The sequence below is a fragment of the Anaerophilus nitritigenes genome (assembly GCF_004138215.1).
In the GTDB taxonomy this organism is placed as follows: Bacteria; Bacillota; Clostridia; order Peptostreptococcales; family Thermotaleaceae; genus Anaerophilus; species Anaerophilus nitritogenes.
In genome coordinates, this window is the sequence record NZ_RYYS01000064.1 from 39,433 (window position 1) to 53,054 (window position 13,622).

Annotated in this window: 16 protein-coding genes; 13 read left to right on the forward strand and 3 right to left on the reverse strand. The window is 29.0% G+C overall.

Translation table 11 applies throughout. From position 1 onward, the window contains the following. Positions 1–289: 289 nt before the first annotated feature. Positions 290–589, forward strand: coding sequence for a DUF2325 domain-containing protein (locus EK368_RS09740; protein ID WP_129599050.1), 300 nt, complete (start codon positions 290–292; stop codon positions 587–589). A gap of 61 nt (positions 590–650) precedes the next feature. Here the strand turns inward: EK368_RS09740 and EK368_RS09745 are convergent, their stop codons facing one another. Beyond that, entirely contained in the window at positions 651–1,751 is a 1,101-nt protein-coding gene (locus tag EK368_RS09745) for a GGDEF domain-containing protein (RefSeq protein ID WP_129599054.1), read from the reverse strand. Positions 1,752–1,941: 190 nt separating this feature from the next. On the opposite strand from EK368_RS09745, the gene EK368_RS09750 reads away from it, so the two are divergent. The 9 genes from EK368_RS09750 (at position 1,942) to EK368_RS09790 (ending at position 9,922) form a co-directional block, all read left to right on the forward strand. Further along, entirely contained in the window at positions 1,942–2,523 is a 582-nt protein-coding gene (locus EK368_RS09750) for an HD-GYP domain-containing protein (protein ID WP_129599056.1), read from the forward strand. Between the two features lie 47 nt (positions 2,524–2,570). Next, on the forward strand, positions 2,571–2,933 hold the full coding sequence (locus EK368_RS09755) for a transcriptional repressor (protein ID WP_129599060.1): 363 nt from the start codon (positions 2,571–2,573) through the stop codon (positions 2,931–2,933). A 108-nt stretch (positions 2,934–3,041) separates the two neighbouring features. Then, positions 3,042–3,263, forward strand: coding sequence for a FeoA family protein (locus tag EK368_RS09760; protein WP_053954836.1), 222 nt, complete (start codon positions 3,042–3,044; stop codon positions 3,261–3,263). A gap of 13 nt (positions 3,264–3,276) precedes the next feature. Then, positions 3,277–3,501, forward strand: a complete 225-nt coding sequence (locus EK368_RS09765) for a FeoA family protein (protein WP_129599062.1) — start codon at positions 3,277–3,279, stop codon at positions 3,499–3,501. A gap of 63 nt (positions 3,502–3,564) precedes the next feature. Then, on the forward strand, positions 3,565–5,607 hold the full coding sequence (gene feoB / locus EK368_RS09770; RefSeq protein WP_129599066.1) for a ferrous iron transport protein B: 2,043 nt from the start codon (positions 3,565–3,567) through the stop codon (positions 5,605–5,607). 12 nt (positions 5,608–5,619) lie between these two features. Further along, the gene (locus EK368_RS09775) at positions 5,620–5,772 is read left to right on the forward strand and encodes a FeoB-associated Cys-rich membrane protein (RefSeq protein ID WP_129599068.1); all 153 of its coding nucleotides are present in this window, start codon (positions 5,620–5,622) and stop codon (positions 5,770–5,772) included. 64 nt (positions 5,773–5,836) lie between these two features. Then, on the forward strand, positions 5,837–6,934 hold the full coding sequence (locus tag EK368_RS09780) for a YibE/F family protein (protein ID WP_129599071.1): 1,098 nt from the start codon (positions 5,837–5,839) through the stop codon (positions 6,932–6,934). A 234-nt stretch (positions 6,935–7,168) separates the two neighbouring features. After that, the gene (locus EK368_RS09785; protein WP_129599073.1) at positions 7,169–8,716 is read left to right on the forward strand and encodes an AbgT family transporter; all 1,548 of its coding nucleotides are present in this window, start codon (positions 7,169–7,171) and stop codon (positions 8,714–8,716) included. A gap of 96 nt (positions 8,717–8,812) precedes the next feature. Further along, entirely contained in the window at positions 8,813–9,922 is a 1,110-nt protein-coding gene (locus EK368_RS09790) for a M20/M25/M40 family metallo-hydrolase (protein ID WP_129599077.1), read from the forward strand. Positions 9,923–10,006: 84 nt separating this feature from the next. On the opposite strand, the gene EK368_RS09795 is transcribed toward EK368_RS09790, so the two are convergent. Both EK368_RS09795 and EK368_RS09800 read right to left on the reverse strand, forming a co-directional pair. Further along, entirely contained in the window at positions 10,007–10,177 is a 171-nt protein-coding gene (locus EK368_RS09795) for an aspartyl-phosphate phosphatase Spo0E family protein (RefSeq protein WP_129599079.1), read from the reverse strand. Between the two features lie 188 nt (positions 10,178–10,365). Then, positions 10,366–10,626, reverse strand: coding sequence for a cysteine-rich small domain-containing protein (locus EK368_RS09800; RefSeq protein WP_129599082.1), 261 nt, complete (start codon positions 10,624–10,626; stop codon positions 10,366–10,368). A 119-nt stretch (positions 10,627–10,745) separates the two neighbouring features. On the opposite strand from EK368_RS09800, the gene EK368_RS09805 reads away from it, so the two are divergent. From EK368_RS09805 to EK368_RS09815, 3 genes are read left to right on the forward strand one after another with little or no spacing between them, the layout of a single operon-like run. Next, positions 10,746–11,435: a muramidase family protein gene (locus EK368_RS09805; protein WP_165000405.1), complete on the forward strand. Its 690-nt coding sequence runs from the start codon at positions 10,746–10,748 to the stop codon at positions 11,433–11,435. A 48-nt stretch (positions 11,436–11,483) separates the two neighbouring features. Next, positions 11,484–12,176 (forward strand): response regulator transcription factor, encoded by a 693-nt coding sequence (locus EK368_RS09810; RefSeq protein ID WP_165000406.1) that lies wholly within the window; start codon positions 11,484–11,486, stop codon positions 12,174–12,176. Then, positions 12,169–13,584, forward strand: a complete 1,416-nt coding sequence (locus EK368_RS09815) for a sensor histidine kinase (protein ID WP_129599088.1) — start codon at positions 12,169–12,171, stop codon at positions 13,582–13,584. Before EK368_RS09810 ends, EK368_RS09815 begins: the two co-directional genes overlap by 8 nt. Positions 13,585–13,622: the final 38 nt, after the last annotated feature.

Consider the following 13,622-nt stretch of genomic DNA (forward strand, 5'->3'; position numbering starts at 1 on the left):
AAGTATATCATTTTTTCATTATAAAGGCTTATGATTATATCTTTTTATTGATTATAACATAATCTATGACTTTGCTAAAATATAGTTTGTCAACAGTTTGGTTATTTATAATATAATTTATCGTTTCATTTACAATCGATAACAATATTATAAATAAATTTCTTTGGACATGAAAGATAGGAATAGAATAATTATGGATTAAAATAAAATGTATAAAAAATATGAATTGACATAAAATTATCATTAGTATATAATAATGATAATCAATATCAATAAGGAGAGTGGAAATGTGACTGCATTAATTGTAGGTGGAGACCGACTTGGAAATATTCCTGAAGTATTAAGTCAACAGGGAATTCATGACTATATTCATTGGGCTGGAAGAAAAAAAGGAATGAGAAAAAAAGATTTACCAGGAAATATTGATATGATTATTGTTTTGTATGATTTTATAGAACATAATTTAGTCAATATTATTAAGAGGGAATCTAAAAATTTGGATGTACCCTGTATATTTGCTAAAAGAGCTACAAGTGACTTATCTAAGAAGTTAGCAATTTGTAAAAATTGTAGAGGTTGTTGTACATAAACTAAGACTTGTTTTAGATGAATATAAAAATTCGCATGTTCTTATAAGAACATGCGAATTTTTAGTTTTCTATGAAAACAATTTGTGAAGAAGATTTAATTTGATTTTTTCCAAATCTTTTTGCTTCGTATAAAAGTTGATCTACAAATTCAATAAAAAATACTCCTTTAGAAGATATAGATGAGATCATAGCACCGCCTAAACCTCCACTAATAGTAATTTGAATCTTATGATCATGAATAAAAAATACATGTTTTTCAATAGATATTCTAATTCTTTCACATATTTTTTGGGATTCATCTATAGATGTATTTGGAAATAATATAGCAAATTCTTCTCCTCCATATCGAGCAGCAATATCTGTTTTCCTTGTATTTTTCTTTATGATTAAGGATATTTCTTTTAAAATCATATCTCCTACTACATGCCCATAAGTATCGTTGACTTTTTTAAAATTATCAATATCCATAATAGTTAGACAAAATGGAGTGTTATCGATTTTGGTTGTTGTGATTATTTTTTCAAAAAACTCGTAAAAACTTTTATGATTGTACAATTTAGTTAGGTAATCTTTAGAAGCTATTTCTTTTAAAATATTATTCTTTGTTTTAATTTCCTCAAACATAAAATGTACTTGATTTTCGAGTTGATGGATTTCATGAATGACAGAAGATAAAATATAGCTTAATAAATAAAAAGAAGCTATATGTATAAAAAATTCAAAAGAAATAATACTACGAGGGTTATCAAGAATGATAATTAAGGTATAACATATAGAAACAAAAGTGCTAAAAATAGAAGAATTTTTATCATAAAAACGAATGCTTTCAAGGGCAATATAAATATAAAAAAAATGAAAAATTGCATAAAAATTTTTAGGAGATAGATACAAAAATAATGTAATAAATATACCATCTAAGAAAGCCAGATAAATATTAGGATCAATAGATAAAATATTTTTAAAATAAACTTTTTTAATAAAATGTATAACATAAATAATAGAATAGAAAAAATAAATCCATAATAAAGATTTAGTATGTAAAGAAAAAATACCTTGATCAAGGTGAGTTACAATGAGTACACCTATAAGTCCAACCATAAGGTGTATACTTAAATATAATTCTTCTATCATTTTGGTTTTAGAAATTTTCAAATCAAGCATAATAAGACTCCTTTACTTAATTGATAATTATTATCAAATATATTGTAGTTTTCAAATAGGTTTCTGTCAATAGAAGATTTTTAATACTTATAAAGTATTTTACAAACAAATAATAATATGGTAACATTATTGATAATGAATATCGTTTATAATTACGAAAGGAGTACAAAGGCAAAAGCCCTAAGATTATATGTATGCAAAAAAGCTAATTAAAAAAGAAGTAAATAATGTATGGATCATAGAAAAAGTCATAAAACTGTTAGAAAAAAAAGATGAGATTACAAAGAATCATTCTTTACAAGTCGCTTGGTATGCAAAAAGATTTGGTGAAAAATTGAATGACTCTATGGATAATATAGAAGAACTTTATCAAGCAGGTATTGTACATGATATAGGAAAAATTAATATTGAAGATAAAATTCTTTTAAAAAATGATAAATTGACGCAAAGAGAATATGAAGTTATGAAAAATCATTCTATAAGAGGATATGAAATTTTTAAAAAAATGAAAGGCCCAAAACAACTTCTTCCTTATATCTTATATCATCATGAAAGAGTAGATGGAGAGGGATATGCATTTGGACTTTTAAAAGAGGAGATTCCTTATAAAGTCAAAATGCTTAGCATTTGTGATGCATATGAAGCTATGACAGGAGAGAGACCATATAAAAAAGCTTTATCTAAAAAAGATGCTATAGAAAGACTACAAGAAGGACAAAATACTCAGTTTGATAAGGAATTAGTAGATTTATTTATTAAAAAATGTTTATAGATTGATGAAAGGTATGATTGAATTTGAATACTTTAGAAGAATTATCTATGAAGCAGAGAATTATTTATGAAATATTCAACAAAAATCCTTTGTCTATTTTCAGCATTCAAGAAATCACAACAAAAATTGATGAAGAAAATAAAAAAATAAGCAAAAGAACTATTTATAGAGCATTAGAAAAATTGATCAATATTAAAAAAATTTATTGTAATGATTTTTATAAGGGAATGAGATATTTTCAACTTGTTGAAAACAATTATTGCTTTATGGTATGCAAAAAATGCAAACAGAAAAAGTGCATTCCATTGAATAAAGAAAAAATAAAATATGATCAAGAAAAATTTAAAATAAAGGGAATGGGAATTACCCTTTATGGAATATGTAAAAATTGTAAAACTAAAAGTAGTTGACAGCTCACAGCATTTAGAATATAATACCAATGTAAATGATAATCATAGTCATAAAAAAGAGATTATATATAATAAATGATAATTGTTATTAAAAAAGGAGGATGAGTGATGCCTTTATCTATGGCCAATCCAGGACAAGAAGTAATTTTAAATGCTATTAATTGGGGTCCAAAACTAAAGAAAAAGCTTCAGGATATGGGACTGACTCCTGGGGTGAAATTAAATGTAATCTCTAACAATACAAATGGAGCATTTATTGTGAATGTAAGAGGCTCTAGATTAGTTTTAGGAAGTGTTGTAACACAACAAATTATGGTTGAGATGGCGTAAAGGAGGTATAGGTGTGAACAAAACATTAAAAGACTTACAGCCTAAAGAAAGTGGAAAAATTGCAAAAGTTTTAGGAGCAGGTCCAACAAAAAGAAGGCTTATGGATATGGGAGTTGTAGCAGGAACAGAAATATATGTAGAAAAAAAAGCACCTCTAGGAGATCCTATAGAAGTAAAGGTAAGAGGATATAATTTAACCTTAAGACAAGAAGATGCTAAAAATATCATCATGGAGTAGAGGTATTATTTTTTTGTTTATAGACTGAGAATGATTTTTATATTCAAATAAGGAGTGATAATGATGGCCCAAAATATTACTATTGCCTTAGCTGGAAACCCTAATAGTGGGAAGACCACATTATTTAATGCTTTAACGGGAGCTAGGCATTCAGTGGGAAACTGGCCTGGGGTTACAGTTGAGAAAAAAGAAGGAAAAGTAAAGTATAAGGATCACAATATGATTGCAGTGGATTTACCAGGAACATATAGTTTATCTCCCTATTCATTAGAAGAGATGATTGCAAGAAACTATATAGTAGATGAAAGTCCAGATGTAGTTATAAACATAGTAGATGCATCTAATATAGAAAGAAACTTATACCTTTCTATGCAGCTTATAGAGCTTGGAAAACCTGTTGTGTTAGCTCTTAATATGATGGATATGGCAGAAAAAAGAGGGTATAAGATCAATGTAGAGAAATTATCAGAAAGTTTAGGAGTACCTGTTGTACCTATTGTAGCAACACAGAAAAAAGGACTTAAAGAGCTTTTGGATAAAGCTGTAGATATTGCACTTAAAAATATAAAGTATAGTCCAAATCAAGTGAATTATGGAAAAGATCTAGAAAAGAAAATTGAAGAAGCTATACAGATGTTAAAAACAAAAACAAATATTTCTAAATATAATTTAAGATGGCTAGCTTTAAAAGTAATTGAAGAAGATGAAGTAGTCATGGATTTATTAAATTTAAAGCCAAGTATTCAAACACAAGAAGAGTTAGCTGTAACAGGAGATGAGCTTTTAGATGATTATGAAAGTTTAATTGCTGATCAAAGATATCAATACGTTTCAAGTGTTATTCAGAAATGTATTAAAAAACCTAAAGATGCAGCTCTTACTACCTCTGATAAAATTGATAAAGTCATTACAAATAAATGGTTAGGACTCCCTATTTTTGCAGGACTTATGTATTTTGTATTTTGGTTCTCTATTAACGTTGGAGAAATATTTTTAGATATGATTGATGAAAGTTTTGGAGCATTAGGAGAAGTAGCAGAAGCTTCATTAGAAGCAGCAGGAAGTGCAGAATGGTTGATTTCTTTAGTTGTAGATGGAATTATAGGTGGAGTAGGAGCAGTTATGACATTCTTACCACAAATTGCATTTTTATTTGTTGCCATCTCTATTTTAGAAGATAGTGGATATATGGCAAGAGTTGCTTTTATAATGGATAGAGCTATGAGAAAAATAGGTCTTAGTGGAAAAGCATTTATCCCTATGCTTATAGGATTTGGATGCTCAGTTCCAGCGGTAATGGGAACAAGAACTTTAGAAGATGAAAAAGATCGTCTAGCATCTATATTAGTAGTACCTTTTATGTCTTGTGGAGCAAGAGCGCCTATTTATATATTATTTGCAGGAATCTTTTTTCCACAATATACAAGTACAATAGTATTTGCTTTGTATGTGCTTGGAATTATTGTTGCAATTTTCTCAGCATTATTATTTAAAAAGACTTTATTTAAAGGAGAACAAACTCCTTTTGTAATGGAGCTTCCTCCATATAGATTCCCAACATTAGGAGGAACAGGAATTAGTGTATTAGAAAGAGTAAAAGGATATCTTCTTCGTGCAGGTACTGTTATATTCTCAGCTTCCATATTAATCTGGTTTATTTTAGGATTTAACTTTACAGGAATGGTAGATATGGAACAAAGTATAGGAGCAAGTATAGGAAACTTTATGGCACCTTTCTTTAAACCATTAGGATTTGGATCATGGCAAGCAGGAATATCTCTAATTACAGGATTATTAGCAAAAGAAGTAGTAGTAAGTAGTATGGCAGTAATTTATGGACTTGGAGAAGCGGTAGGAGAGGCAGCTATGGAAGGTGATGTCATGGGTATGGCAGGAGCATTAAAGGCTGCAGGATTTACAGGTATGAGTGCACTATCTTTTATGGTATTCTCTTTATTATATCTTCCTTGTGTAGCTGTAATTGGAGTAATCAAAAAAGAAACAAATTCTTGGAAATGGACTTGGTTCTCAATAGTTTATACTACATTGATTGCATGGATTGTATCTTTTGTTGTATATCAAGTTGGAAGTCTTTTAGGATTTTAAGGAGATGATCATATGACATGGATCATAGGAATACCTATTATAGGTCTTGGAATCTATTGTCTTATAAAAAGCATTAAAAAAGAAATAACAGGTGGCGGTTGTACTGGATGCAGTGGATGCAGCGATTACAATTGTCCGTCAAAAACAAAAACTCCTAAACATTAGGAGTTTTTGTTTTTATAAAAGAAAAATGGTATACTAGGACAAAAGACTTAAATGGAGGGAAATAATGAAGAAAATATTCCTAGTTTTTATTTTGATGATTTTATCATGTGATGCTATATATGCACAAGATTTACAAGATAATCCCATTAGTTATACAGAAAGTGCAGTTGTTTTAGATTGTAGTGAAATACAAAAAATAACAATTACACAAGGATATACACAACAATATCAGTATGTAAAATTAAAAGTAAATAGTGGAAAATATAAAGGAAAAATATATGAAATTGAACATGATATTCCTGATAATTCTTCTTTTGCTATTCCTGTAAAAACAGGGGATAAGGTAATCATAGCTATTGAAGAAGAAAATAATTATGTAAATGTAGCAATTACAGAGTATATGAGGCAACATTATATGATGTATTTATATGTTATATTTATGTTACTGATGATATTAATAGGAAGAAAAAAGGGAGTAAAAGCTGTGATTACTCTTACGTTAACTATTTTAGCAGTGATGAAAATACTTCTTCCTATGATTTTAAAGGGAGTAAATCCAATACCTATTACTATTATAATATCTATTGGAATTACTGTATTGACTATGTTAATTATAGGAGGAATAAATAGTAAAAGTATTGCAGGAATTATTGGAACGAGTGGAGGCGTAATTATTGCAGGAATGATTGCCTATTATATAGGAAGTCAAGTAAAGCTTACAGGAATGAGTAGTGAAGAAGCAAATATGCTTTTATTTATTCCACAAAATATTCATTTTGATTTTAAAGATTTATTATTTTCAGGAATGATTATGGGAGCATTAGGGGCAGTTATGGATATTGGTATGTCTATATCGTCTTCTATAGAAGAAATTCATAAGGCGAATCCATCTATGAATACAAAGGAATTATTTAAGGCAGGTATGAATATAGGAACAGACGTTATGGGGACTATGACCAATACACTAATTTTAGCTTATACAGGAAGCTCGATTCCTCTTTTGCTTTTATTTATGGCGTATGAAACATCTATGATTAAAATTTTAAATTTAGATATTATAGCTACAGAAGTAATAAGATCCCTTGCAGGAAGTATAGGATTAGTCCTTACTATTCCACTTACTGCAATTACTGCAAGTGTATTAATAAGAAGAAAAAAATAAAGGTGGGTGATACTTCCACCTTTATTTTTAAAGATAAAATATATAAAAATTCTGTAATATGCATTATTAATAAATAATCATGTGAAAAAAATTAAGTTTTTGAAACAATTACAAGGAAATCATTACAAAAACTTAAAAAATGGAAGATAAAAAATATGATAATATAAATTATACATACAACCAAGCTCAATTTTCAGAATAGTAAATCTTAATTTAAGAGAAGGAGGAATTATATTGTCAAATTTATCAAAGGCATCTGAAACAAAAAAGAATGGTTTGTTTAACAAGTTTTTAAATGTAGTTGAAGTAGTAGGAAACAAATTACCTCATCCAGCAATCATTTTTTTACTATTAGCATTTATTGTAATTGTTATTTCAGAAATTGCTGTTCGTCGAGATCTTGCTGTGAATTTTTATGATGCAAAAGCACAAGCAGAAAAAACAGTGGCAGCTGTATCTCTATTTAATGCTGAAGGGCTAAGGTTTATGTTTAACACAGCTACAGGAAACTTTACAGGATTTAGTCCGTTAGGAACAGTTTTAGTAGCTATGCTTGGAGTAGGTGTTGCAGAAGGAACAGGTATGATCAATGCTGCACTTAAAAAATTAGTACTTAGCACACCTAAAAGACTGATTACTGCTGTTTTAGTATTTGCAGGGGTTATGTCAAATATTGCATCAGATGCAGGGTATATCGTATTGGTTCCATTAGGGGCTATTGTATTTTTAGGCTTTAAACGTCATCCACTAGCTGGTATGGCAGCAGCTTTTGCAGGAGTATCTGGTGGATTTTCAGCCAACCTTTTATTAGGTACACTAGATCCATTATTAACAGGAATTACAAATGAAGCTATGAAAGCAGGTGGAATGGATTTAACGATTTTACCTACTTCTAATTATTACTTTATGTTTGTTTCTACATTCTTGATTACTATTTTAGGTACAATAGTAACTGAAAAAATAGTAGAGCCAAGACTTGGTGAATACAAAGGAGTGCATGAAGAAGATAATTCTATGGAAGTAACAGACCGAGAAAGAAAAGGACTAGTAGCAGCAGGATTTTCTGTATTGGCATTTATTGGAATTATGTTATTTTTAATGATTCCTGAAAATGCAGTATTGAGAGTAGACGGAGAATTAAAAACTTTTATTCATGATGGTTTGGTTCCAACAATTATGTTTTTCTTCTTAGTTCCAGGGTTAGTATATGGAATCGTAGTAGGTGCTATTAAAAATGATAAAGATGTTATTTCATGTATGAGTAAGGCTATGGGAGGCATGGGTGGTTATTTAGTACTATGTTTCTTTGCTGCTCAATTTATCAATTACTTCTCATATACAAATTTAGGAATTATTTTAGCTGTAAGTGGTGCAAACTTCTTAGAAGCTATAGGATTTACAGGACTTCCTCTAGTAATATCGTTTATTATAGTTGCTGGATTTATTAATTTATTTATTGGATCAGCATCTGCTAAATGGGGAATTATGGCTCCTATCTTTATTCCAATGATGTATCAATTAGGATTTACACCAGAGTTTACACAGCTTGCATATCGTATAGGAGATTCTTGTACAAATATTATTACACCTTTAATGTCTTATTTTGCATTAATTGTAGTATTTGCTCAAAAATATGATAAGGATACTGGAATTGGTACTTTAATTTCTACAATGCTTCCATATTCTATTGTATTTTTAGCTGGATGGACTGTATTGTTAATAGGTTGGTATCTAACAGGGGCTCCTATTGGACCAGATGCATTTATTCATATACCAATGTAGATTAAAAGGCACCTTAGGGTGTCTTTTATGTATAAAAAGGATATTATAGAAAAAAATAGAATACATAATATAGAAAAAAGAAATGGGGGAGATTAAATGATCAATCAAGAAAGAATTGTCAATGCTTTTTTAGAGTATGTACAAATTGATAGTCCAACAAGAAAAGAAGGAAATTTTGCAAAATTTATTACTAAGGAATTAGAGGCTTTGGGATTTAAAGTACATATAGATGATGCAGGAGAAAAGGTAGGATCAGACACAGGAAATGTTATTGCAAGATTGGAAGGAAATAAAGAAGTAGAATCTATTTTATTTAGTTGCCATATGGATACAGTAGATCCTAGTGAAGGAATTAAGCCTATTATAAAAGATGGAGTAATCTATAGTGATGGAACGACTATATTAGGTGGAGATGATAAAGCTGGAATTGCAGCTGTAATAGAAGCGTTAAAAGTTGTAAAAGAAAAAAATATAGACCATGGACCGATTGAGGTAGTATTTAGTATTATTGAAGAAGGAGGACTACATGGAGCAAAAAATCTAGATTATACTAAGATACAAGCAAAAAAGGCATTTATATTAGATAGTGGTGGAGAACCAGGACAAATTATTGTAAAAGGACCTGCACAAGATAAAATCCATGCAAAAATTATTGGAAAACCAGCTCATGCAGGAGTAGCTCCAGAAGAAGGAATCAGTGCGATAGAGGTTGCTTCAAAAGCGATTAGTATGATGAAGCTTTTAAGAATTGATGAGGAAACTACTGCCAATATAGGAAGTATAGAAGGTGGAAAAGCTACAAATATTGTTTGTCCAGAGGTTATCATTCAAGCAGAAGCTAGAAGTTTAAATAATGAAAAACTAGATCAACAAACCGCTCATATGTTAGATTGTTTTGAAAAAGCTGCAAAGGAATATGGTGCAAAGGCAGAAGTAGAGGCCAAAAGAATGTATAGTGCTTTTGAAATACATGAAAATGATGAAATTGTAAATATTGTAAAAAAAGCTTGTGGAAAGCTTGGAATGATGTCTTCTCTTCAAAGTTCAGGGGGCGGTAGTGATACAAATATATTTAATGCAAATGGTTTAAAAGCAATTAATTTAGGAATAGGAGAGAAAAAGCCTCATACATTAGAGGAGCATTTAAAAATAGAAGATTTAGTAAATAGTGCAAAATTAGTATTAGAAATTATTCAAACTATATAAAAAATTTGGATGATCATATCTTCTGAAGTAATTTGAAATTTTATTTAAATATATAATGTTTTACTACTATAAAAAAACAGATAGCTATGCTATCTGTTTTTTTATAGTAGTATTGTATTCATTGAGTACCTGATCTAGTGCTTGACTAACTATGACAACTTCTGGTGTAACTAGATTTTTCTTTTGATTAATTAAATAATACAAATGATTCCTTAAATCTTCAATTTCCCTTTTGATTTCCTTTGTTTTTCTCATATCCCCATCGCTTCCCCTTTAACGAATGTAGAATACCAAATATAGTACAAGTTTAAACATTTTCTTTTAAGATCTACTATATATATGATACTATATATTCTGAAATTTGTAAATATTTTTTGAATATTATTTTATTTATGACGGAGATGGTGTGGATTGCTGACTAAATATGTTCATAATATATTTTGCTATTCTTTTTCGCTACCAATACGAATGACTTCACCCATTTTAGACATGACATAATCGTATGCTCCTTTTCCATGGGGAATCATACAATTACTACAGTCTTTTACACCGTTTGTATAAATGAAATTTCCTCCACATTTATCTTTTAACATATAAAGAGGACAAAAACAAAAAAGGCAATTAAAGCTTTCTTCATCTTTTACTTTATGACAGGGAAAATACTCACATTTGCTATTTTGATGAAATTTATAGTTTTCACTCATAAAATCAGCTCCTTATCCATATATTCTTATATAAGTGTAACATACAAACAAGTTCATTGAAACTATTTTGCTAGTTAGAGCATAAGATGTATTAAGTTAAAATAAAAGGGGGATATTTCATGTATAGATCTTGTCCAACGGGAACGATAAGTTATGTTGTAAAGCCAGGTGATAGTTTATATGCAATTGCAAAAAAATATAATACTACAGTAGAGTATCTTGTTTTTTTAAATGGATTAAAAAATCCAAATAACCTTCAAGTAGGAGAGGGGCTTTGTGTACCTATGATGCCTAATATATCTTGTCCTACTGGAAGTTATTATACTATCAAATATGGAGATACATTATATAAAATTGCAAAGGAATATAATATTTCTGTAAATGAAATTATAAGACTCAATCCATATTTAAATCCTTATCATTTGATGGTAGGCCAAGTGATATGTATTCCTAAAAAGACAATATCATGTCCGAGTGGAAAATTATATACTATAGAAGACGGAGATACTTTCTTTAAGATTGCTACTAAATTTGATATTTCTTATGAATTACTTAAGACATCAAATCCTAATTTAGATGTAGACCATCTTGTAGTAGGAGAACAAATATGTATTCCTAAGTCCAAACCTTCTCTAACTTGTCCAGAAAATAAAACTTATATTATTCAACCTGGAGAAAGTTTATCTTCTGTAGCAGAAAAATTTGTAGTGGGAGCCAATGAATTGTTAAAAGCGAATCCTAACATGATTACAAGTGAATTTGCTCCTGGAAGACTTATATGTATTCCAACAAAACAAGCAGATGTGTAAGGCCTTTATGAGGCCTTTTTGATATAATAAAAGAGAGGAGGGATGGATATGGATAAAAGAAAAATACTCATTGTAGATGATGATATATATATTTGTGAATTGATTGAGATGTATCTAAAAAAAGAAGGATATAAAGTTTGTGTAGCTTATGATGGAGTAAGTGTCATAGAAAAATTTAAAGAAGAAACACCAAGTCTTGTAATTTTAGATATTATGCTTCCCAAAATGGATGGATGGGATGTATGTAGAGAGATAAAAAAAATAAGTAATGTACCTATTATTATGCTTACAGCAAAAGGAGATACTTTTGATAAGGTCTTGGGATTAAAATTAGGAGCAGATGATTATATAGTAAAGCCCTTTGAACCTAGAGAGTTAATAGCAAGAGTAGAAGCTGTTTTAAGAAGGATGGGAGAGAAGCCTGTTACTACAAGAAGTATTATTCTTCCTAATTTATCTATAGATACGGATCTTTATAGAGTAAAAATAAATGACAAAATTATTGTGTTGCCTCCAAAGGAAATGGAGCTTTTATATTTTTTAGTTAAAAATAAAAATATAGTATTTACAAGAGAACAACTAATTGAAAACATTTGGGGATTCGATTTTGAAGGAGATATAAGAACTATAGATGTACATATTAAAAGAATAAGGAAAAAGCTTGAATCTTTAAAAAATCAATATAGTATCCAAACTATATGGGGAGTAGGATATAAGTTTGAGGTGAAAAATAATGCTTGATACAGTATTTAAAAAGTTATTTGCTACTTATTTTATAATTATTATTATTACTTTTTTAATACTAGGTTTGTTAGCTTCTCAACTTTTTGAAAATTATTTTTTTAATAGACATGAAAAATTACTTTTACAAGAAGGAGAAAAAATTAATGAATTAGTGATTGATTATTTAAATAGAAATATTACAAAGGAAAGATTAAATATAGAACTTCAATCTGTAGAGAGATTTTTAAATACAAGAATATGGATAATTGATCAAAGAGGAATTATTTATGGAGTATCTAGTGATGAAAAGAAATGGATTGGAAAGCAGATTACTACCACAGATATTTTAGAGGTGTTTGAAGGAAAAATAATTGTAAAAAAAGGAGTGTATGAAGGGATAGGACAAGCTCCAATGGTTACCGTAGGAATGCCTATTTTTATCAATGGAAGAGTAGATAATGCTATTGTTATGCACTCGCCCCTTTATGAAATTACAAAGGTTATTAAAGAAGTTCACAAAATTATATGGAAGGCTATGGCTGTATCTCTTCTTATTTCTTTTGTGATTCTTTATGTGTTGGCTAAAAAGCTTTCAGGTCCTATAAGATCAATGGGACAAGCAGCTCAAAAAATTGCAAAAGGAGATTTTAGTCAAAGAGTAGAGGTAATAGATGAGAAAGATGAAATTGGGAAAGTTACAAAAACTTTTAATGATATGGCAGAGCAATTGGAAAGAATTGAAGATCATAGAAGAAGTTTTATCTCTGCTGTTGCTCATGAATTGAGATCTCCTCTTACGTTGATTCAAGGTTTTGTACAGGGAATGGTAGATGGAACAATAAAAAAAGATGAACAGAAGAAATATTTACATATTATCTTAGGCGAAACAAAAAGACTTACAAAATTTATTGGTAATTTATTGGATATTCAAAAAATGGAATCTGATCAATATCCTATTTATCCACAAAAGTTTCATATCAATGAATTGATTGTAAGAACTTTATTAAAATATGAAGAGACGATTGAAAGAAAAAATATTTATATAGATCTTCATTTGAAAGAAAAAATATCACTTGTATGGGCGGATAAGGATGCATATGAGCAAGTACTTGTAAATCTTTTAGATAATGCTATAAAGTTTATGAAAGAAAATAAAAATCTTAAAATTTATACTTATGAAGAAAAAAATAAGGTATGGGTAAAAATAGAAGATGAAGGAGTAGGTATTGAAAAAGAAGAGCAAAATAAAATATGGGATAGATTTTATAAAATTGATAAATCTAGAGATCGAAATAAAGAAGGAACAGGACTTGGTTTGTATATTGTAAAAAAAATAATAGATAGGCATAAAGAGAAAATAATCTTAGAAAGTCATATGAATAAAGGAACTACTTTTATTTTTTCGCTTTCTATTTTAAAAGAATAAATTGTTCACAAATTGTTCATATTCTGTTCATAACCTTT